The following is a 19894-nucleotide window of genomic DNA, read 5'->3' on the forward strand; positions in this document are numbered from 1 at the left end:
CCTATAAAGTAATGAGATACTAAAAATTTACTGTTTAATAAAATAGATAATGACTTTTAACATAGAAGATAATTAATCACTGATTGTATTCGCTGTAGATATCATCTTTTCAACCATTCTTTGAGCCTTCAAGCCCTCTTCGCCACTGACCAACGGTTGAGTTTGATTTGAAACAGAATCAATAAAATGGCGAATTGCACCATCAAAGCCGCGTTGAACTAAAATCGAATCCCAATTAGCCGGTTTTCTCTCGCTAATCCCAATGGCATTTTCGTTCCACCAATGGTTCATATTGGTTATTTGGTGAATACTGTCTTCAGCCACCACAATAAGTTGCTCTTGTTGGCTTCCTGCTTTGCGATGCATCGATGTTGTTAGGCAACTTTGGCCAGCTTGCATATGGTGCTCTGCATAAAATAGCTCACCAGCATTTGTGTTATGAATACTACCACTGATTAATTCTACATTTTTTTGCGCTATCCACATTACAGTATCAACAACATGCAAATAATCATCTAATAACGTAAATCTAGCGTCATTCGGCCCTACGCTGTTCATACGGTGCTTATCCATACGAATAGACGTGATATTTTTAATATCCTGTTTAACTGCCAAATAAAATGGCGAGAAGCGGCGGTTAAACCCAACCATTAACATTTTCTGGCGTCGCGCTGCAAACTCAATTAATTGCTCCGATGGTTCAATTAATTCAGTCAATGGCTTATCAACATAGATATGGACGTTTGCCTCTAATAGCCGCTTGATTACTTCAAAATGGCTTTTCGTCGCACTATGAACAAAAATAGCATCACATTGCTGTGCTAGTGCGTCAATATTGCTAAACAGGGGGATTCGATAACTATCACAAACTAATTTTGCCTTTGATTGATTAGGAGAAAAAGCGCCAACTAACTCCCAATTTTCTTCTTTCGTTAAAACCGGTAAATACGCTTTTTGTGCAATAGAACCTAAGCCAACTACACCTAACTTTAATTTTCGCATCGTAAACACGCCTATTAATGATTAATCTGAGCAAGAATAATCTCATTAATATCAATTAAAAAATTTTTTTTGGAGTAATAACGTAATTTTAATTAGAAATAAATATACAACATTTTGTTTTTTATAAATAAAAAACAAAATCAAGTGAAGAATGAGAATGAGTAACTACATAAAAAAAAGGGTTGATTTCTTAAATGAGAATGGTTATCTTTTACCTCGTGAATACTTGAGTAAATCACTCAGGTTTATCACAAACGACATTGCTCACATTGCTTCCAGTTTAGCAGGCCAACTTTATATGTTGGCCTTTTTTTTGTTTAAAATTACACACTATTTTCTGCGTATTGCACTACTAAAGCTCCATGATTTCAAATGCCCAACATACGCTAGACGCTGGGTTGGCATGAAAGTTGGCACATCACCTGTACGCATATGTAATATATCCGCAGGTGTTATCCACGATGAGTTACCTTCAAATAAGGGAATACCTGCATATTTATAAGCATCGAGGACAAACTGTGAACAAAAGAAACCATTAGCTTGGTCTATATCATCGCCTAATTGAACTTTAGCTAAAGTTTTTAAGCAAAAATTACGTATCGTTTCACCAATTAATGGAAGCTCACATACCCTTTTTGTGATCATCCAAGGCGCTATCATCACAATACCTTTATAATTATATTTATTTCCATTATTTTGAACTGAAAACTCGCGTAATTTTTCTGCATGCAATGATGTTAAGCCTGTTTGCCTCAGCACTACCATGTTGTTAGAGTCTCTCACTGCTTGGTCTAATGTAATGATCCTAACGCCACTTCCAACAGACTCAGCTACTTCCCCCAACCCCAAGTAAATAGATGCGTGACTTACCCCACTAATACTAAATAACCGAATTCCCCATGAATTTAACCCTGTAGCAGAAGATAAAAGAATATCGCCTGGCAACATGTCAGAAACCGCCAACGGCTCAACAGAATCCTTGATAGGAATCGTGTTTGCGTGTTGAATATTAAAATTTAAGCGATTAGTTTCTTCATCTGATTTGAATTGAGTTGAACACCCTGAAAGAGAAAAACAAAATAAAAATAGCAGGAAACAATAAAATTTCATTCAATAACACCCGATAGTCATCTTTCTTTTTAGTTTTTAATTAATGAAGATAATATCGCTTAATCTATTTTATGACTACTGTTTATTTCTATAATAGAAGAGTTAGAATATTACTCATATGAGTGGTGCATATTGAAATGAGCTAACGTAATCTAATGAAAAATTAGTTTTAACAACTTAAATTTAACCCTCTAGTAAACACTAGAGGGTTACATACATTCAATTAACTAATAACATATTCTGGGTAAAAAACGGTTACTGAATGATATGTCTTCTTTTCTGTCGCTTTATTCTTTTGTACTGCAACTGTAGTATTATCTTTAGAACCAAGCGAAACACGTATGTTTTTTTTAGAGCGACTTAATTTATAAGGCATACCTAATAAACGACGTGCATTATTATTACTAACCATTATCGACTCCTTAAACTACTAAATTAAAATTCATTAAAAAATGAACATCAAAAAATATAGTCATCGTTGACCACAAAGGCTTTCTTGTTTCATAAAATGACAAAACAAAATGTAACTCTTTTAGTATAGCACTAAATCACCAATATATAATCCAGTTTTATTTATTAATTTCTATCAGTTATCATTTTGCTGGTTACAGCTCTTCATAAAATAATCAAATTATAGTGCGTTAAAAATATTAGCATACGTCGTTCCCTACTCAAGTGGTGAGGCAGGACTTGAGCATTTATCATTCCAAATTTGGTTAACCTGTTCAGGCAATAATATTTCATGTCCTCCATCAATAAATGGAATTGAAATATCCATGCGACCTTCATCATTAGTATAAGCTTTAACAATAAAACGCTTAAATCCGTCAGGCTTATCATTTTTATATCGATAAACCTCCCCACAAACATAACCTACCTTACCATTATCTGCAGTGTAACGAGAAAAATGATATTCAATATTTCTAAACTTTGCTGCTTGTGGGTACGCTAGAACGTCATAAACATTCTTTTTCACTTGCTCAACTAAACTTAATTGAGTTGGTTTCATATATAGTGCTCCTAACAAAAATGCAGCACCAAAAATGAGTATCGCAATGATTACTTTGAAAAAATTCATTTTTATTCTCGCCATATATGACCAACTTTTTAGAAAAAATATTTTTTACGATGATAACCAGATATCAATTAAAATCCATCTTTAAAACGTAAATGTTCTTATATTTATCCTTTTTTAATTTAAAATATGTTAAATATAAAAACCCTTCAAAAAGTAATGTTAAGTTGTGTTTAATATTACAACTGTTTTTTACTTTTAATCATCTAGAAAATTTTTCTCATACTATTGTGTTCTTTTAGAAACTATCAGTATAGTAAGGAAAACATTACAATAATAGGAACTAAAAAATGAAAACAATAGGCCTTATTGGCGGCATGAGTTGGGAATCAACGTTACTTTACTATCAACAGCTTAACGAAGGTATCAAACAACAACTAGGTGGCCTGCATTCGGCTAAAATTGTTTTATATAGCGTTGATTTTTCTGAAATAGAACAATATCAATCTAGCGGGCGATGGGATTTAGCCGGCCAGTGTTTAGCTGATGCAGGAGAGAGTTTAAAGCTTGCAGGTGCTGATTTCCTTGTTCTTTGCACAAATACCATGCATAAAGTTGCACCACAAATTGAATCTCAAACAGGTCTTCCTTTATTACATATTGCTGATGCGACGGGTGAACGCATTATACAATCAGGTATAAAAAAAATTGGACTCCTAGGTACCGCTTTTACTATGGAGCAACCCTTCTATAAGCAAAGATTAATTGAAAAATTTAACGTGGATGTACTAATACCTAACCAGCAAGATAGGAAAATAGTTCATAATATTATCTATAATGAACTATGTTTAGGGATAATAAATGACAAATCTAAAAAAGAATATCAGCGTATAATGGCATCCCTTGTAGAAAACGGGGCTGAAGGTATTATTTTAGGCTGTACCGAGATAACATTACTAGTTAATCAGAATGATACGACCGTAGGAATATTTGATACTACTGCCATTCATGCTCAAAAAACAGTAGAAGTCGCACTATCTGTTTAACCAACATTAAATCCTTTCTTTAGTAACTATTGTTAAATATAGTCATTGTTAAAGAATAGTATCAAAATTAACATATTATCTAGTGCAAAATTTCATTTAATACTATTAAAAAGAATTTTGCACCCATTAAACTTCATCTTTAGATCATAATGTATAATAATATCTTTCCCTGTTGTTAATTATACCTGAGCTAATCTTATAAATATCATTTATACTTATTCACCTTAGTTCATCTATCTTAAATTTACAGATTATTACCCATTGAATATTAATTTTCTTCTAAGATAATAAAAAAATTTATTATCGAATTGACAATGGATCACTATGAATAAAAATAATGTTGGTAATGCCGTGTTGGGCAAATTTATTAAACAAAAACGTATAGAGCATCAAATTACGACAAAAAAAATGGCAGAATTAATATCTATCTCTGAAAAGTCATACATAAAATATGAAGATGGGAGCCTTTCCATATTCATTGAACATCTTATGGTAATATCTAACACATTGAATGTAGATGTTAAAACATTATTTGAAACCTACGTCAACGCACAACCATGTACATAAGTATATTTCACTATCGTGCAAATTGTGCTTTACATTGAAAGAGTAAGGTATAGGCCTCGACAAGCAAAAATAAGCTAGATAACATACAAACATAACTTCAACACGAGATAAGAAATCACTATGAGCCAATCAAAAGCGGAGAAACCTCCCTTCTAATATCAGTAACATTAACTTATTAGAAGGGAAAATTATGAATTATACTAAATTTAATATAGAGACATGGTTACGTAGAGAACATTACAATATTTACGAAAAAACCATAAATTGTGGGTTTAGTTTAACAACTAAGATAGATATCACAAACCTAAAAAGATATATAGATTCAAATGGTTATGAATTTTATCCATCAGTGATTTATTTATTATCACGGGTAGTTAATACCTATAAAGAATTTAGGTTTGCAAAAAAAAATGATGAACTAATTTTATGGGATGAAGTGCACCCTAGTTTTACTATCTTCCACAAAGATACCGAAACTTTTTCTTCATTATGGTGCAAGTATTCTTCAGAAATAACAACATTTATGGAGAACTACCACCAGCAATTAACGTTGCATAAAGATAATCTCGATTTGCACCCTCAACCACAGCAAGTTGAAAATGTCTTCTATGTGTCATCTTTGCCTTGGGTTTCATTCGACAGTTTTAATCTAAATATTGCAGATATTACTAATGTTTTTACCCCGATTTTCACTTTGGGAAAATACTATAGTGAGAATAATAAAATGTGGCTTCCTCTAGCTGTACAAGTGCATCATGCAGTTTGTGATGGCTTCCATGTAGGTCAGTTTTTAACTACTTTACAAAAGCTATGTGACGAATTAACCCATTAGCCTAGATTACTCTCAGTCATGAAGGAAGCTAGCCTTCCTTCATTTATAGGAAATTAACCTCGTTAAATGGATACTCTCATCATCTTTAATTCAAAAATAATAAGCTTATGTAAATGGCATCCCCAATAGCGTCACTTTGAATAAGATATTCCGTTGGAGTAATCACCATTTTAATGGTGTTGGCGAGTAAAGAAAAAATCAATTCAATAGGATCAGTTGCAGGCATGTTTCCTCCATATTTTTCTATACATTAAGTTCTCATTGGCGCTTATACAATAAGATAAAGGCTATAGCGAAGACACTATCCCCTAACAGATTTTCATCTTTTGATAAATCTCACTGATTAAAATTTAAGCATAGAATAATCATAACTTAAAAAACGGGGCCATTACCTATGGTAAGCTCCATTATATTAAATAATTATCAACCGAGGCTCTAGTTGGTACTCTTTACCTCAAAGATTTATAATACGTTCTGTAATTAAAGATATTAATTTCGATGTATCAACGTCAGTAATAATTTTGCATTTAGCTTCATTATACTTAGCTTTTGGGTCATGATTAATGGAGGTAGATGTGTAAGCAAAACTATGACCGAATAATTTATTAGACTCATATTCGATAGTAATTGAACCGTCAATACCTGAAAAAATTTCAGGTTGAATGAGGTATGCAATAACGCAAGGATCATGGAGAAATGGGTCAAACTCTGCATATCTTCGGCACATTTCTGCAACAGTCTGAGCGATAAGGCCACCTTTTTCCAAAGGACTACACAAACCAGCCCTTATATCAGCCTTACTTGTTACATCCAAACCAAGCATAGTAATATGCCGTGCACTATCAAAAACGATATGAGCAGCATGAGGATCCACATAAAAATTAAACTCAGCAGCTGGCGTTATATTCCCCTGTGTAAATGCAGCTCCGCCCATGACTACAATGTCTTTTACATTATCAACTAATTTTGGTTCTTTGATGATAGCGACTGCGATATTAGTAAGAGATGCTATTGTGCATAATGTTATTTCACCTGGATTTGACATTACCGTATCAATAATAAAATCTACGGCGTGACCAGAATAATTTGGATAATCTGATGCGGGAAGCAATACTCCAGCTAGACCATCAGTACCATGAACATGAGTTTTACTCCCACTTTTGGACATTAGTGGACGCTCACAACCTTTCACTAGAGGAATATCCTGCCTATTTGCTAACGCAAGTAATTGTCGTGCATTATTGTGAACCTTTTCTAATTCTACATTACCTGCAACTGTGGTTATGCCTATTAATTCTATTTCTGGAGAAGCTAAGGCTAAAAAAATAGCCACAGCATCATCTACACCAGGGTCACAATCAATTATTATTTTGTTCATTCTATTACTCCTTGATTTATATGTTATACAAAAATACCAACAATAGTCGCTGATAAACAACTGACTAAAGTTGAGCCAACAATCAATCTAAAACTATTTGATGCAATCATTTTTCCATGTTCTCGGCTTATACTTGTAACGCAACCGATAATCATTCCGATAGAGCCAAAATTTGCAAATGATATTAAAAATACGGACATAATTGCATCCGTTCGTGGTGTAATGCTTGTTAATTTCATATAGTCAATCATAGCAACAAACTCATTCGATAAAATTTTAGTCGCAATAATTGTTCCAAAAGTAACACTTTCATCCCATGAACTACCCAAAATGAAAGCTAAAGGTGAAAAAATATAACCAAGAATTCCTTGAAAACTAATTCCTAAAATATTTAAAAAAACATCATTCAGCATACTAATTAAGGCGACAAAACCGATAATTATGGGAACAATTGCAAGAATAAGCTTAAAGGCATCCTGCATGTGATCTGTCAACACCTCAAAAAATGAGCCCCTTTCACCTTTATTTGCCCCCAAAGGACAAGTTGTGATATTTGTGGGTTCACTTGGATTAATAATAGAAACAATAATAAAAGTACTAAAAAAATTGAGACTAACACCAATAAAAACATAGCGTGGCTCAACCATTTGTGTATATGCGCCTAGTAATGCAATATCTACTGTTGAGACAGTACATGCAGCAATAGTATACATCTGTGCTTTAGATAGCCTTGGAATGTAATCTTTAATTGATACATAAGCAGGCATCATTCCGACTATCACAGCGCTAATAGCGGCAAAAGACTCTAATTTTCCAACTTTAGATATTTTGTTAATTAGAAAGCCTATAGTATTAATAATTAAATCTAGCGCACCGATATATTTAAATATTCCAATTATAGAGCAAATAAAAATCAAAGGTAAAAGAGCTACAACAACAAAAACCATAGAAGTTTTACTGCTTATATCTCCAAAAACAAAATCAATCCCCTTATTAGCATAATTAATTATATAATGAATACCTGATGCTATACCGTCAAGAGTAGTAAGCCCAATGGTAGTATTTAGCATGGTAGACGCGACAATAATCTCCAATGTTAACAATGTTAGTATAGATGGAAGTTTATGTTTTATATTTTTTTTACTAAAACTAAGCAAATATGCTATAAGAAAAACAAATATTAGACTAAAAAAGAATATAAGGTATTTCATAAATATCACCATGTTAATAGATTTTAATTATGATTAGTTGATTTAATGTCTCCTTAACCCACTAATTAAAAGCAAAAAAATAATTTTTAATATCAATATATATGACCTTGCTTAAAGGTACGATTTTAAGCATTTACATTCAATTTATAATTATATTTATAGTTCAAGCGCCAAACACTCAGGAACATAATAATTCAAATAAACTCTCCTAGTTTGTATTTTTAAACACATAATTCTTAAAATGTGAATCATGTCGCACTTGTAAGCCATACTTAAAATAAAGCTTTTTCTTTTCACAAATAACTCAGAGCGTTAGTTACCTTATAATTTTTTTCAATATCTTATTGTTATTAAGCGTTAAATTCTAATGATTCTGCAATTATACATTCACTCTATCTCGCTCTCTTTACCACTGCACTGGAAAACTTGCTAAGTTTAAATAGAAGAATATGTTCTATCTAAATATTATAAACATAGGCTTTATAATGCCCATATAATTCTTACCGTGATTAACAATTTATTAAGTTACTAAAATTTCTAGTGACTACTAAAAATATAAAATAGCTAGTGGGATAAATATTTATTACTTATTTACCTTGCTTATACTAAATAAGAATAAGAAAAACTCAATACAGCTATATTATTTTAGCTCAAAAATAGATACTTTAGTCCCCAAAAAATGGAAAGTAATAATTGAAAAATTTATTGGTTCTGTATCTAGGCATAAAAACAATAGTATTGTTAACTCACATCTGAATAAGGCAGCTATAATTAGATTTTCTGACCTAAAATTTGCAGATGTCATCATGAAAAAGCTCAAATACTCAAGGGGCATTAGGTTTCATGCACGAAAATTTATATTGCAGTAAATACGTTAAAACACTCAATATTATTAATGAAGAAACACACGAATGCTTAGCGCATTTTGGTTGATACATCATTGCAGGCTAAAATATCATCAGAGCACTTGAAAGTTTAAATCAGCTTCCACCGGAGGCATATCGTCAACAGTTAGAAAACTCTAAGTTTGTGTGTCTCTATTAAAGTAGGATGGACACCAATTTTCACCTATTTTATCGAACTGGTATCACTCTTCCCTCATGTTCTGCTATCATGAGCCTCTTTTTATAACTCTCGCTGATTAGGCTTTAAGCATAAAACAATAATAATTTAAAAACCAAATGTACAATTATCCATCAGCAACATAAACCCCAGTAGCAGAACCTATAGAATGACGACCAATAAAGAACAGTACAACTTAAATAAGTTGCAAAAAAGAATTCGCCGCGATGTTGGCCAAGCAATCGCTGACTTTAATATGATTGAAGACGGTGACCGGATAATGGTTTGCTTATCTGGAGGTAAAGATAGTTACACACTACTTTCCATCCTGCAAAGCTTGCAAAAAAGTGCCCCAATCCAGTTCTCATTAATTGCGGTTAATTTAGATCAAAAGCAACCCGGGTTCCCTGAGCATATCTTACCTGCATACCTTGATAAACTTGGTGTAGAGTACAAAATTGTTGAAGAAAATACCTATGGGATCGTAAAAGAAAAAATTCCTGAAGGGAAAACAACCTGTTCACTGTGCTCGCGTTTACGTCGTGGAATTTTGTATCGTACGGCTACTGAATTAGGAGCAACTAAAATTGCTCTTGGTCACCACCGTGATGATATTTTACAGACTATGTTCTTGAATATGTTTTACGGTGGAAAGTTAAAAGGTATGCCCCCTAAATTGATGAGTGATGACGGAAAACACATTGTCATTCGCCCGCTCGCTTACTGTCGAGAAAAAGATATAGAACGCTTTGCGCAGGCTAAAGATTTTCCAATTATTCCATGTAACCTATGTGGTTCTCAACCAAACCTGCAACGTCAAGTTATTAAAGAGATGCTACGTGATTGGGATAAGCGCTATCCCGGCCGTATCGAAACAATGTTCCGTGCTACTCAAAATATTGTACCGTCTCATTTATGTGATACCGAATTATTTGACTTCAAAAATATTTCTCATGGAGATGAAGTTATCAATGGCGGAGATCTTGCGTTTGACAAAGAGGAGCTACCGCTTCAACCTTTTATAGATGAAGATGATAAGCCCGACTTTACAGCAGAACGCCTTGATATTATTGAAGTTAAATAAACATTTATTGATAACCTCCTCGTATGGAGGTTATTTTTGCTCGGATTAGATGCAAAAAAAAGCCGATGTAAAATACATCGGCATTACAGTGGTCAATTATTCTGTATAAGAACTCAATATGAGAAAAACTACAATTATGGAGCACAACGTTCATCGCTCAACGTTGCATTCACCTGCAGGACTAATACTGCACTAAAACCTCAGTAGTTTTATTGATTTATCTCAAACTAGGTCCGGTTATCGCAAATAAGTCATCAATATTAGAGCCATCGGCTTTTTCTTAACCACCACAAAACGGTTCCAATTAAAACGGCTAATAAAACACAAAATACACTAAAGGCAAAACGGAACTCATTACCAGGGATCCCGCCTAAATTCACACCAAACAGCCCCGTTAAAAAAGTTGTTGGTAGGAATATCATGGCCATTAATGACATTGTATAAATGCGCCGATTCATCATCTCAGTCATCATATTCGTTATCTCGTCAGAAATAATCGCTGTACGTGCAATAAAACCATCGAGATCTTCAATACAACGTCCTAATCGGTCAGAAATCTCTTGAATTCGACGACGATTGGTTTCATCTAACCAAAGCAATTTTTCTGTTGTTAAACGGGAAAACATATCTCGCTGTGGAGCCATATAACGGCGTATCACAATAATTTGTTTACGAAGTAATGCTAATTCCCCTCTCTCAGGAATTTGGCTATTTAATATGAAATCTTCCATATCAATTAAACGCTCATGCAAAGAATCCGTAAAATCACTTATTTCATCTGTAATAGAATCAGCAACCTCAACTAACCAGTCACCTGTACTTTGGGCCCCGACTCCCTGCTTTAAATCATCAATAATAGAATCTAAGGAATTTACTTTTCGATGACGACTAGAAATAATTATCCGATTATTAATAAATACCCTAAACGCAACTAATTGCTCAGGCCGCTGGCCAGCATTGGTATTTAATGTTTGCAATGTTAATAAAATACCATCGCCAACACGAATCAATCGCCAACGTCCTGAATGCCCAGATAAAGCAGACTTAACTTGGTCATTAAAGAGATCTGATTGCTGAATCCAATTAAAACTTTGTGGGTCCTTATAATCATAATGAAGCCAAAACGGTGATTGCTGGTTTGCGCTAGCATTCACGTCGATAGGAAGTAACCCACCGTCTCCATTTAACTGAAATGCATGTACAGGATTTGAATTTTGGAATAAAGAACCATAAATCAGTCCCATGCAATATCTCCCTTTTATAATCAATACGGTATTTTTAGTCGAATAGTGACATATTTGTCATTATTTCAAGAATCGTTCTCACGATACATAAAATAACAAAAAAAAGATTGAGATTAATATCTCATAAAAACAGACAATTTCCCATAAATCACAAAATATCGCCATTTTTGCTAAATAACACTACATAATTGACACAAACGAGCAATAAAGTTCATGATGATTTTTTTATTATGAAAAGGTAGTGTTTATTCCTTTTTTGGTCCTCCTTCCCATTCTCCAGAGGAAGGAGCTTTTTTTCTTTCCTTTAGAAAAAGCAGCCCGTACCTTGCACAGGCTGTATCCTATTTTAATGTTTAATGATATAAAAACTGTGGCTATAAGCGACATCTTCGGGGTTGTTTATCGGGTACCCCTTCAGCCAAGGCTTAATTAAGCGTGCATTGGTATATTGGTAAATAGGCGCGATTGGAGCTTCTTTTGCAATGATTGCTTCCGCATTATTATAATAACGGTTGCGTAATTGTGCATTCGTTTCAATACTCACCGACTCAATAACGCTATCATATGCAGGGTTATTAAATTTTGGTATATTGCCAGTATGTTGAGATGTAAGCAGAGACAAGAATGTTGAAGGCTCATTAAAATCACCTATCCATGATGCACGTATAACATCAAAATTTCCTGTATTGCGGCTATCTATATAAGTTTTCCATTCTTGATTTACTAATTTGACTTCAGCGCCTAATTTTTTCTTCCACATAGAAGCAATTGCAATCGCAATTTTCTGATGATTTTCTGAACTGTTGTACAACAATGTTAATTCTAACGGGTGATTTGGACCAAAACCTGCTTGCTGTAATAACACTTTTGCTTGCTGGTCTAATTCTTTTTGTGAGTAGCTATTGTAAAGCCCTTTTTCAGGTTTAAAGCCATCGGTGACATCGGGAGTAAAATAATTTGCAGGTTTTTCCCCTGTACCTAATACTTTATTAGCAATTAACTGGCGGTCAATCGCCATGGATAAGGCTTTTCTAACACGAACGTCATCCGTCGGTGCGCGTTGGGTATTAAATGCATAGTAATAGGTCCCTAATTGGTCTGGTGTAAAGACTTCATTAGGAATATCTTTCAATAATTTTTGATAGCGTTGTTTTGGAAATGATTCGGTAATATCCAAGTCTCCCGCTAAATAACGATTAGTTGCATGAGACTCTTGGTTAATCGGGACAAAAGTGACTTTAGTTATCACTGTATTTTGATGATCCCAATAATTTTTGTTTGGAACTAAAACAATTTTTTCATTAACCACTCTGTCAGATAAAACAAAAGCGCCATTTCCGACTAAATTACCTACTTTTATCCAGTCATTACCAAACTTTTCAACGGTTCCTTGGTGAACAGGAAATAAACTAAAATTAGCTGCTAATGAAGGGAAATAAGGTACTGGTTTATTTAAAGTAATCTTTAATGTATGCGCATCAACCGCTTCAACACCTAGCTGTTCAACAGGCAGTTTTCCATCAATAATAGCTTGCGCATTGTTAATACCTGCTAATGCTGCAAACCAAGCAAATGGTGATGATGTTACCGGTGAAACCAGTCGTTGCCAGCTATAAACAAAATCTTGAGCCGTGACAGGGTCACCATTCGACCAACGAGCATCAGTCCTCAGTGTAAATGTCCAAATCCGGTTATCTGTTGTATTCCAATTTTGGGCTACACCTGGGATAGGTTTTCCATGGTCATCCTGGTTAACAAGCCCTTCAAATAAGTCACGCATGACTTGCGCTTCCGTTAACCCCACTGACTTTACCGGGTCCAAAGAAGCCGGCTCGTCTTTTAAATGACGCGTAACTTCTTGGTTTTCAGCTAAAACTGTGCCAGTGGGTATCACCGCACTAATAGCTTGTGTAGTAAAAATAACTGAAGAAATCAAAACAGCTAAAGATGTGAATGAATGTTTATGCATTTTATTTTCTATCTTGTTAGTATAAATAAAGTTAACTAAAAGCCTAGTTAAATGATTTCAAGTGAAGGTGCTATTGTTAGCAATATTACTGCATTTACGTCTTAAGTTTCATTTAGGTAAATTAATTATTGAAACATATTTCCGTATATCCATAAAAAATAATAGATTATAGAGCAAAAACTCACTCAGTTTAGATAATATCAAACAGCGATACACTTGAGTTATTCTGTAGTTTATCTTAATTTATCATATGCTTTCATATTTCAGAAATCTACATTTCTCTTGTAACCAATTGATTTACCTATCTAAATATACATAAACTAATACTCGCATTATACAATAATAGCTATGCCCATATCCTTGTCATTTTTCTGATCAGTAAATAATGACTAAAGAAATCAATACAGACAGATTTCCTTTTGTTACACTCCATAAGGCAATTTAAAAAGGTGCATAACAGAAAACGCAAGCATTGAAAAAGCTTAGCTGTTATATAATGATAATGCACCATACCCTAATAAAAAGTATGTAATATTACCTTACTTTGCCCCATGTAGAACTCAAAGTAAGTGATAAGGTTTCTGTATAAAATTTGGTCATTAGTAGAATGTAAAACTCAGCACTGTATAACTACTCATTAAAAAACCTTTAATCGCAAAGATTTTTTATTAGAAGTTAGATTAAGTTAACAGTGAATCACTTTATGAACGGGAGAAAAATTCATGTCGCAAACAGTTAAATTAAAAGGTAATGACATCACAGTTAATGGTGTTTTTTTACAAGCAGGTTCAAAAGCTAAGCCCCTTACCCTTGTCACCAAAGATCTCAGCGAAGCAACGCTGGAAACTTATGAAGGTAAAAGAAAAGTTTTAAATATTTTTCCAAGTGTAGACACTGGCGTATGCGCGGCATCAGTTCGCAAATTTAATAAGCTCGCAAACGAGTTGGACAACACGGTTGTGTTATGCATTTCTGCTGACCTGCCTTTCGCACAAGCACGTTTTTGTGGTGCAGAAGGTTTAGATAATGTCGTTATGCTATCTTCTTTCCGTAGTGATTCATTTGCTAATGACTATGGTGTTGCTATCGCTAGTGGTCCATTAAAAGGCTTAAATGCACGTTCCGTTGTTGTCTTAGATGAAAATAATAACGTTATTTATAGCCAATTAGTTTCTGAAACTACTGAAGAACCTGATTACGACAGTGCATTAAACAGCCTTAAATAAGCTTTTTATATCATTTAACTCACTGTAATTAATAATGAAGCGGGAATTTCCCGCTTCATTACTTAATATAAAAACCACACTAATCTACGTGAGCCCAGTACAATGGCTGGTGGTTCTTCGCATTAACAACATTCGCAAATAGCTTATTGCCACTCATTATAGAGATCAAAGTATGAGAAAGCGTACTCAATACTTTTAAGGCTTGATCCTGAGTGACAGGGCAACAAGATGTCAAAATATCAATAATAAGGTCTCGAGGCTTATAACCATTTTTCACCAATGCCTCCCACGTGAAACGATTTTTCTTCGTTAAATATTTTACTGCGGCTTTATTCATCAGATAAAGTTCGGCAGCTGAGGCAGCAGACTCAAACATATCATTTTTATAATGACTCTGGCTCATGTATTCGCGTAGCTTACGATTTACAATGAAATTAATAGTGAATTGGTCCATGGCAACTCCTTGTAGGCTGAAACCCATCAGATGAGATTACGATACCCTAAAACAGTAGCTGTCTTTGTTATATAGCAGGAAAATTCACCAATTAGCAATAGTATTAGTAAGGTTTTGCCATACTAAACACGAGCTAAAAAAGGTACGTCTTTAAAATAACATTGAATTAGTGCCCTATTCTCATAGATTTTACCGACTGTTCGTACTACAGCATCTCGGCAATACTTATTCAAACCGTGGGTCGGTATTGCCGTTGCAATGCCAGAACCACTCAAAAACAAACCTATTGCTGTTAACACATAGGTTATTCTTTTGTTCATTTAAATTAGTTTTGCTCTTTTTTCGTATTGAGACCATATTCTCTTAATTTATTGGCAATTGCCGTATGAGAAATATCCAAGCGTTTAGCTAATTTACGGGTGCTCGGGTAATCACGATACAAGCGCGCTAATACTGACGCTTCATAGCGTTTAGTAATTTCATCTAGCGAACCATTGAGCGAATCTAAAGCCAGTGCGGGAGGATTTACTACATCAGGTAATTGGATATTCTCTGCTTCCAATATATTGCCATTAAGTTGAGTTAACCCTTGATAAAGGGCATTTCTCAGTTGCCTTACATTACCCGGCCAATAATAACTGCTTAAAAATTCGATTAGCGAAGGCGCCAATTTAGGCTCTGCAATATGAAGCTCTTTGGAAAAACTGGCTACAAATGTCTTGGTTAGCGGTAGAATATCTTCTTTACGTTCACGTAATGGAGGGATGGTTAATGTGAGTACATTTAAACGATAATAAAGGTCCTCTCTGAATTTTTTTTCTGCCACCAATTCAGGTAGATTTTTCTGTGTTGCACAAATTACACGGACATTAACCTTAACTTCTCGTTCCTCGCCAACACGCCTAAATGTTCCATCATTTAAAAAACGTAATAACTTAATTTGCATTTGAGGTGACATTTCAGCAATTTCATCAAGCAATACTGTTCCGCCATTTGCTTGTTCAAAAAAACCTTTTTTACCTTCAACTGCATTTGGATACGCCCCTGCTGCATAACCAAATAATTCACTTTCTACGACATCATCCGGCATCGAAGCACAATTTAAACCTAAAAACGGTTCTTTTCCTCGCGCACTATGCAAATGACAAGCTTTCGCTAAGATATCCTTCCCAGTCCCTGTTTCACCAACGAGTAATAATGGCTCATCCAGCATCGCAACACGTTTAGCCCGTTCAACCACATTTGCCATGACAGGGCTAACAGCAATAATTTGTTCAAAACCACTGCCATCTACCTCAATAACTTGTTTACGTTGCTTATCTAAAATTTCAGCCGATTTCAACAGCAACACAGCTCCAGTGCAATGGAGTTTACCATTTTCATCTGCCAAAATAATAGGAGTCACTTGCATCAAATAGTCTTGGCCTTTAATGACGACTTTCTCTGTATAAGCTTCTGGTGACTCTCGTTCAAACCAACGTACCAGCCCTTGGCTACCGACTAACTGAGAAAAGGTTTTTTCTCGAATTTTTGCCTCATCATAACCAAATAATTGCAATGTCATTGGGTTAACCAACTCAATATTTAGCTTATTATCAATGGACAAAACAGGTTCTGGAAATGAGTTTAATAGCGCCCAAACAGCTTTATGCTCTCTTTCTGAAGGCATAAAATAAATTCGGCGAACATCAATAACACCATTGATACGCCGTATTTCTGCCATCAATGTGCTGAATACCTGAAAATCCACAGGTGTAAAATTTAGGTAAATCCTACGTTGAGGAGATATTTCAATACCTTTTAAATCAATATTTTGTAGGACTAAAAGATCAAGTAATTCACGCGTTAAACCGATACGGTCTTGGCAGGTCACTTCGAGGCGCATGGATAGGAACCTTCATCAAAAAAGCCGAGAGAATAAAGGTATTTTAGCCTTAAACATTAAGGGAATACAGTGTTTGTGTCACAAATTGTTGACAGCTTGTAAGCTTCATAGGTATTAACAAATAAAATCACTGCTTTCCTTAATTTTTTAAGGCTTGAAATAACAATAAGCATATTAATCAACAAATGATGCTGCTGAGTGAGTGAAAACTGTCAACTCACTCTGCCAGCGATATTTCTTTACGCTTTATCTTTTTTACTGGGAATAACATTCTTTAATTGGCCAATTAGCTGATGACGAAAATCGGCTAAACGAGGCTTGTTTTCAATCCAAGGCAGTGGTCGGCATAATTCCATCGCCTTAATACCTAAACGTGCAGTTAACAAACCCGCACCAATACCTTGTGCTGCACGTGTTGATAACCGTGCGGTAATATCTTGAGATAACCAATCCATCCCCACTTCACGAATTAATTCAGATGCACCTGCAAAGGCAATATTAATGAGCACCATACGAAATAGCCGAATTCGGCTGTAATAACCGAGTTCAATACCATAGATTGCCGCGATCCGATTAATTAGACGAATATTTCGCCAAGCAATAAATGCCATATCCACCAGTGCTAACGGGCTCACTGCAATCATAATGGCCGATTCAGCGGAACAACGACTAATTTCTTTACGAGCTTGTTCATCAAGAATGGGCTGAACCATTCGACTATATAATTCAACAACTTCTCTATCATTATGAGAATCATGGAGAGTGGCTTGCCAATTAACAATCGCAGGATGTTGCATTGATAACGCAGATTGTTTTGCCAATTTTTCACAAAAAACCTTTCCTTGCCCCATTCCATGACTGTGCAATAATTCGCGAGCAAAGTCTCGTTCCTCTGCTCGTTCTCTTAAGCGATACAACCGCCGCCATTCACCAACGACTGACCCTACACCCGCCACAACGATTAAACCACCCGCAGCAGCAACACCTAACGCAGTCCAATCTTGTGTTACCCATGATTGATGGATCCAAACGCCCAGTTGAGCAACGACACTGACCCCAAAAATTCCTGCTGCAGCGCCAACTAACTTTCTCCAAAAACTCCGTTTTGGTTTTAACGCTTCGTTAATCAGGCTTTCAACCTCACCCTCTTGGCTATCTTGTTCTGCTTCCAAAGAAACTGGAGTGAATTTTTCGAGTTCTCGTTCATCAAAAACTTGGGCTTTTTTTAGCGATTCTTTCGTATCATTTTCACTACTTTCAGCGAAATCTAAACGCTGTTTTAAAGGTTCATTCATTTCAGTTTATCTCCCAACAAAAATTCAAGCGCACTGTCCATACGAATATGTGGCAATGGTTGATCCATTGGCGTTGGCCTTGGTCTGAAATCTTCAAATTGAAAACCTTGAGTTTGCCAGAATTGCTCATTTGGCAACCGTTTTGGGACTTCACCAGGATAAAACATTAGCGGTTGTCCATCACTTAACCGATTCCCTTTTAACGCAGGTAATTTTTCACCTTTATAATCCACAAGGCCACTTTCGGTTGCTTGTATTGATGCTAAACCAACACAATCCATGCTGATCCCTTCAAATGCAGCATGCTGCCATGCCTCTTGCACTAATTGTTGCAACAAAGCCACTAAATTTGCATGCTGGTCTGGTGTTACATGGTCTGACTTGCTCGCCGCAAAGAGTAATTTATCAATACAAGGTGAAAATAAACGCCTCAATAATGTGCGTTTACCATAATGAAAACTACGCATTAATTGGGTTAACGCCATTCTCATATCATTAAATGCATCAACACCGCTATTTAACGGTTGCAAACAATCAACTAAAACAATTTGTCGGTCAAAACGTTGGAAATAATCACGATAAAAACCCTTAACAACATGCTCACAATAATATTGATAGCGTTGCTGTAATGCGCCAATATTGGTGTTTTTTCCTGCCTGTGCGAGCTTTTTATCACCATATTTGGCTACATTTGGCCATGGGAAAAATTGGAGTGCGGGTGCTCCTGTTAATTCAGCCGGTAAAACGAAACGACCTGGTTGAATAAAATGTTGCCCTTGGGCCTTGCATTCAACTAAATACTGGGTGTAGGCAGCAGCAACTTCAGCCAGCAAATTTTCGTCAACAGGCGCTAAAGGGTCACATTTTTCACACAATGTCAGCCATGGTTGGGCTAAATGTGCACGCTCTCCCTTTATTAAAGTGTTCATTTGTTCAGACCATGCTAGATAATTTAAATCTAGCATGGGTAAATCCAACAGCCATTCGCCGGGATAATCGACAATCTCTAAATATAATGATGAGTTATCGACAAAATGGCGCAAAAAAGAGTCTTCTGAACGGTAATGCAATTTAAGGCGTATTTCACTGACACCCCGTGTTGGTGTTGGCCATTGCGGTGGTTCCCCATAAAGGGATGCAATACCTTCATCATACGCAAAGCGTGGTACTGACAAATCACGGTGAGGTATCCGTTTCACCCCTAACAACCGCTTATCACGCGCGGCAGAAAATAAAGGGAGCCGTGCGCCCGCATTCACATTCAATAATTGGTTCACCAGTGAAGTAATAAATGCGGTTTTTCCACTACGGCTAAGCCCTGTTACTGCGAGCCTAACATGACGATCAACACTTCTATTCATCAAATCAGTTAATTCACTGTGCAGTCGTTTCATGCTCCTCCCAAGACTTATCCTTTCAATTTAAACTCATTTTACGTCATATTGCGTTCTATAATTTAGCATAAAACAAATTGTATTAGGTTAACCGTTTAATTAGTACATTAAGCAACCATT

General features: G+C 35.4%; 18 protein-coding genes. 5 read left to right on the top strand and 13 right to left on the bottom strand.

All coding sequences use genetic code 11. From position 1 onward, the window contains the following. Positions 1-72: 72 nt before the first annotated feature. The 4 genes from M1F17_RS11780 to M1F17_RS11795 all read right to left on the bottom strand — a co-directional run bounded on the left by M1F17_RS11780 (position 73) and on the right by M1F17_RS11795 (position 3121). Positions 73-1002 carry a Gfo/Idh/MocA family protein gene (locus M1F17_RS11780; RefSeq protein ID WP_110591631.1) on the bottom strand — a complete coding sequence of 310 codons (930 nt, stop codon included), beginning with the start codon at positions 1000-1002 and terminating at the stop codon, positions 73-75. A 330-nt stretch (positions 1003-1332) separates the two neighbouring features. Continuing rightward, entirely contained in the window at positions 1333-2112 is a 780-nt protein-coding gene (locus tag M1F17_RS11785) for a YaeF family permuted papain-like enzyme (protein WP_004263971.1), read from the bottom strand. A 223-nt stretch (positions 2113-2335) separates the two neighbouring features. Further along, on the bottom strand, positions 2336-2524 hold the full coding sequence (gene sra / locus M1F17_RS11790; RefSeq protein WP_004263968.1) for a stationary-phase-induced ribosome-associated protein: 189 nt from the start codon (positions 2522-2524) through the stop codon (positions 2336-2338). Between the two features lie 255 nt (positions 2525-2779). Next, on the bottom strand, positions 2780-3121 hold the full coding sequence (locus tag M1F17_RS11795) for a hypothetical protein (RefSeq protein ID WP_180311987.1): 342 nt from the start codon (positions 3119-3121) through the stop codon (positions 2780-2782). Positions 3122-3477: 356 nt separating this feature from the next. On the opposite strand from M1F17_RS11795, the gene M1F17_RS11800 reads away from it, so the two are divergent. From M1F17_RS11800 to catA, 3 genes are all read left to right on the top strand, one after another. Continuing rightward, positions 3478-4173 carry an aspartate/glutamate racemase family protein gene (locus tag M1F17_RS11800; protein WP_096863984.1) on the top strand — a complete coding sequence of 232 codons (696 nt, stop codon included), beginning with the start codon at positions 3478-3480 and terminating at the stop codon, positions 4171-4173. 324 nt (positions 4174-4497) lie between these two features. Next, a complete protein-coding gene (locus M1F17_RS11805; protein WP_206278017.1) occupies positions 4498-4740 on the top strand; it encodes a helix-turn-helix domain-containing protein in 243 nt (80 codons plus the stop codon). Between the two features lie 190 nt (positions 4741-4930). After that, positions 4931-5572, top strand: coding sequence for a type A chloramphenicol O-acetyltransferase (gene catA / locus M1F17_RS11810; protein WP_004263956.1), 642 nt, complete (start codon positions 4931-4933; stop codon positions 5570-5572). Positions 5573-5657: 85 nt separating this feature from the next. Here the strand turns inward: catA and M1F17_RS11815 are convergent, their stop codons facing one another. From M1F17_RS11815 to M1F17_RS11825, 3 genes are all read right to left on the bottom strand, one after another. Next, positions 5658-5798 carry a hypothetical protein gene (locus M1F17_RS11815; RefSeq protein ID WP_004263953.1) on the bottom strand — a complete coding sequence of 47 codons (141 nt, stop codon included), beginning with the start codon at positions 5796-5798 and terminating at the stop codon, positions 5658-5660. A gap of 228 nt (positions 5799-6026) precedes the next feature. Further along, complete coding sequence (locus tag M1F17_RS11820; protein WP_144139970.1) at positions 6027-6950, bottom strand: nucleoside hydrolase; 924 nt, start codon at positions 6948-6950, stop codon at positions 6027-6029. Positions 6951-6973: 23 nt separating this feature from the next. Then, positions 6974-8161: a NupC/NupG family nucleoside CNT transporter gene (locus tag M1F17_RS11825; protein WP_318836993.1), complete on the bottom strand. Its 1188-nt coding sequence runs from the start codon at positions 8159-8161 to the stop codon at positions 6974-6976. 1231 nt (positions 8162-9392) lie between these two features. Between M1F17_RS11825 and ttcA the strand changes: the two genes are divergently transcribed. Next, a complete protein-coding gene (gene ttcA, locus M1F17_RS11830) occupies positions 9393-10307 on the top strand; it encodes a tRNA 2-thiocytidine(32) synthetase TtcA (protein ID WP_004263945.1) in 915 nt (304 codons plus the stop codon). Between the two features lie 260 nt (positions 10308-10567). On the opposite strand, the gene zntB is transcribed toward ttcA, so the two are convergent. After that, positions 10568-11551 (bottom strand): zinc transporter ZntB, encoded by a 984-nt coding sequence (gene zntB, locus M1F17_RS11835; RefSeq protein ID WP_004263941.1) that lies wholly within the window; start codon positions 11549-11551, stop codon positions 10568-10570. Between the two features lie 346 nt (positions 11552-11897). Next, entirely contained in the window at positions 11898-13520 is a 1623-nt protein-coding gene (locus M1F17_RS11840) for a peptide ABC transporter substrate-binding protein (protein ID WP_144141663.1), read from the bottom strand. 722 nt (positions 13521-14242) lie between these two features. Here M1F17_RS11840 and tpx point away from each other — a divergent pair. Then, positions 14243-14746 carry a thiol peroxidase gene (gene tpx / locus M1F17_RS11845; RefSeq protein WP_004263934.1) on the top strand — a complete coding sequence of 168 codons (504 nt, stop codon included), beginning with the start codon at positions 14243-14245 and terminating at the stop codon, positions 14744-14746. Positions 14747-14825: 79 nt separating this feature from the next. Here the strand turns inward: tpx and M1F17_RS11850 are convergent, their stop codons facing one another. The 4 genes from M1F17_RS11850 to M1F17_RS11865 all read right to left on the bottom strand — a co-directional run bounded on the left by M1F17_RS11850 (position 14826) and on the right by M1F17_RS11865 (position 19774). Beyond that, positions 14826-15200, bottom strand: a complete 375-nt coding sequence (locus M1F17_RS11850) for an ATP-binding protein (RefSeq protein ID WP_144141660.1) — start codon at positions 15198-15200, stop codon at positions 14826-14828. A 325-nt stretch (positions 15201-15525) separates the two neighbouring features. Continuing rightward, on the bottom strand, positions 15526-17085 hold the full coding sequence (tyrR, locus tag M1F17_RS11855) for a transcriptional regulator TyrR (RefSeq protein WP_144141657.1): 1560 nt from the start codon (positions 17083-17085) through the stop codon (positions 15526-15528). A gap of 239 nt (positions 17086-17324) precedes the next feature. After that, positions 17325-18380 carry a YcjF family protein gene (locus M1F17_RS11860; RefSeq protein ID WP_094961775.1) on the bottom strand — a complete coding sequence of 352 codons (1056 nt, stop codon included), beginning with the start codon at positions 18378-18380 and terminating at the stop codon, positions 17325-17327. After that, a complete protein-coding gene (locus M1F17_RS11865; RefSeq protein ID WP_094961774.1) occupies positions 18377-19774 on the bottom strand; it encodes a YcjX family protein in 1398 nt (465 codons plus the stop codon). Before M1F17_RS11865 ends, M1F17_RS11860 begins: the two co-directional genes overlap by 4 nt. Positions 19775-19894: the final 120 nt, after the last annotated feature.

The organism is Providencia sp. PROV073 (assembly GCF_033688125.1).
In the GTDB taxonomy this organism is placed as follows: domain Bacteria; phylum Pseudomonadota; class Gammaproteobacteria; order Enterobacterales; family Enterobacteriaceae; genus Providencia; species Providencia hangzhouensis.

Coding starts and splice junctions, on each gene's coding strand:
- M1F17_RS11780 (WP_110591631.1), bottom strand. CDS start 1,002: ATGCGAAAATTAAAGTTAGGTGTAGTTGGCTTAGGTTCTATTGCACAA.
- M1F17_RS11785 (WP_004263971.1), bottom strand. CDS start 2,112: ATGAAATTTTATTGTTTCCTGCTATTTTTATTTTGTTTTTCTCTTTCA.
- sra (WP_004263968.1), bottom strand. CDS start 2,524: ATGGTTAGTAATAATAATGCACGTCGTTTATTAGGTATGCCTTATAAA.
- M1F17_RS11795 (WP_180311987.1), bottom strand. CDS start 3,121: ATGAAACCAACTCAATTAAGTTTAGTTGAGCAAGTGAAAAAGAATGTT.
- M1F17_RS11800 (WP_096863984.1), top strand. CDS start 3,478: ATGAAAACAATAGGCCTTATTGGCGGCATGAGTTGGGAATCAACGTTA.
- M1F17_RS11805 (WP_206278017.1), top strand. CDS start 4,498: ATGAATAAAAATAATGTTGGTAATGCCGTGTTGGGCAAATTTATTAAA.
- catA (WP_004263956.1), top strand. CDS start 4,931: ATGAATTATACTAAATTTAATATAGAGACATGGTTACGTAGAGAACAT.
- M1F17_RS11815 (WP_004263953.1), bottom strand. CDS start 5,798: ATGCCTGCAACTGATCCTATTGAATTGATTTTTTCTTTACTCGCCAAC.
- M1F17_RS11820 (WP_144139970.1), bottom strand. CDS start 6,950: ATGAACAAAATAATAATTGATTGTGACCCTGGTGTAGATGATGCTGTG.
- M1F17_RS11825 (WP_318836993.1), bottom strand. CDS start 8,161: ATGAAATACCTTATATTCTTTTTTAGTCTAATATTTGTTTTTCTTATA.
- ttcA (WP_004263945.1), top strand. CDS start 9,393: ATGACGACCAATAAAGAACAGTACAACTTAAATAAGTTGCAAAAAAGA.
- zntB (WP_004263941.1), bottom strand. CDS start 11,551: ATGGGACTGATTTATGGTTCTTTATTCCAAAATTCAAATCCTGTACAT.
- M1F17_RS11840 (WP_144141663.1), bottom strand. CDS start 13,520: ATGCATAAACATTCATTCACATCTTTAGCTGTTTTGATTTCTTCAGTT.
- tpx (WP_004263934.1), top strand. CDS start 14,243: ATGTCGCAAACAGTTAAATTAAAAGGTAATGACATCACAGTTAATGGT.
- M1F17_RS11850 (WP_144141660.1), bottom strand. CDS start 15,200: ATGGACCAATTCACTATTAATTTCATTGTAAATCGTAAGCTACGCGAA.
- tyrR (WP_144141657.1), bottom strand. CDS start 17,085: ATGCGCCTCGAAGTGACCTGCCAAGACCGTATCGGTTTAACGCGTGAA.
- M1F17_RS11860 (WP_094961775.1), bottom strand. CDS start 18,380: ATGAATGAACCTTTAAAACAGCGTTTAGATTTCGCTGAAAGTAGTGAA.
- M1F17_RS11865 (WP_094961774.1), bottom strand. CDS start 19,774: ATGAAACGACTGCACAGTGAATTAACTGATTTGATGAATAGAAGTGTT.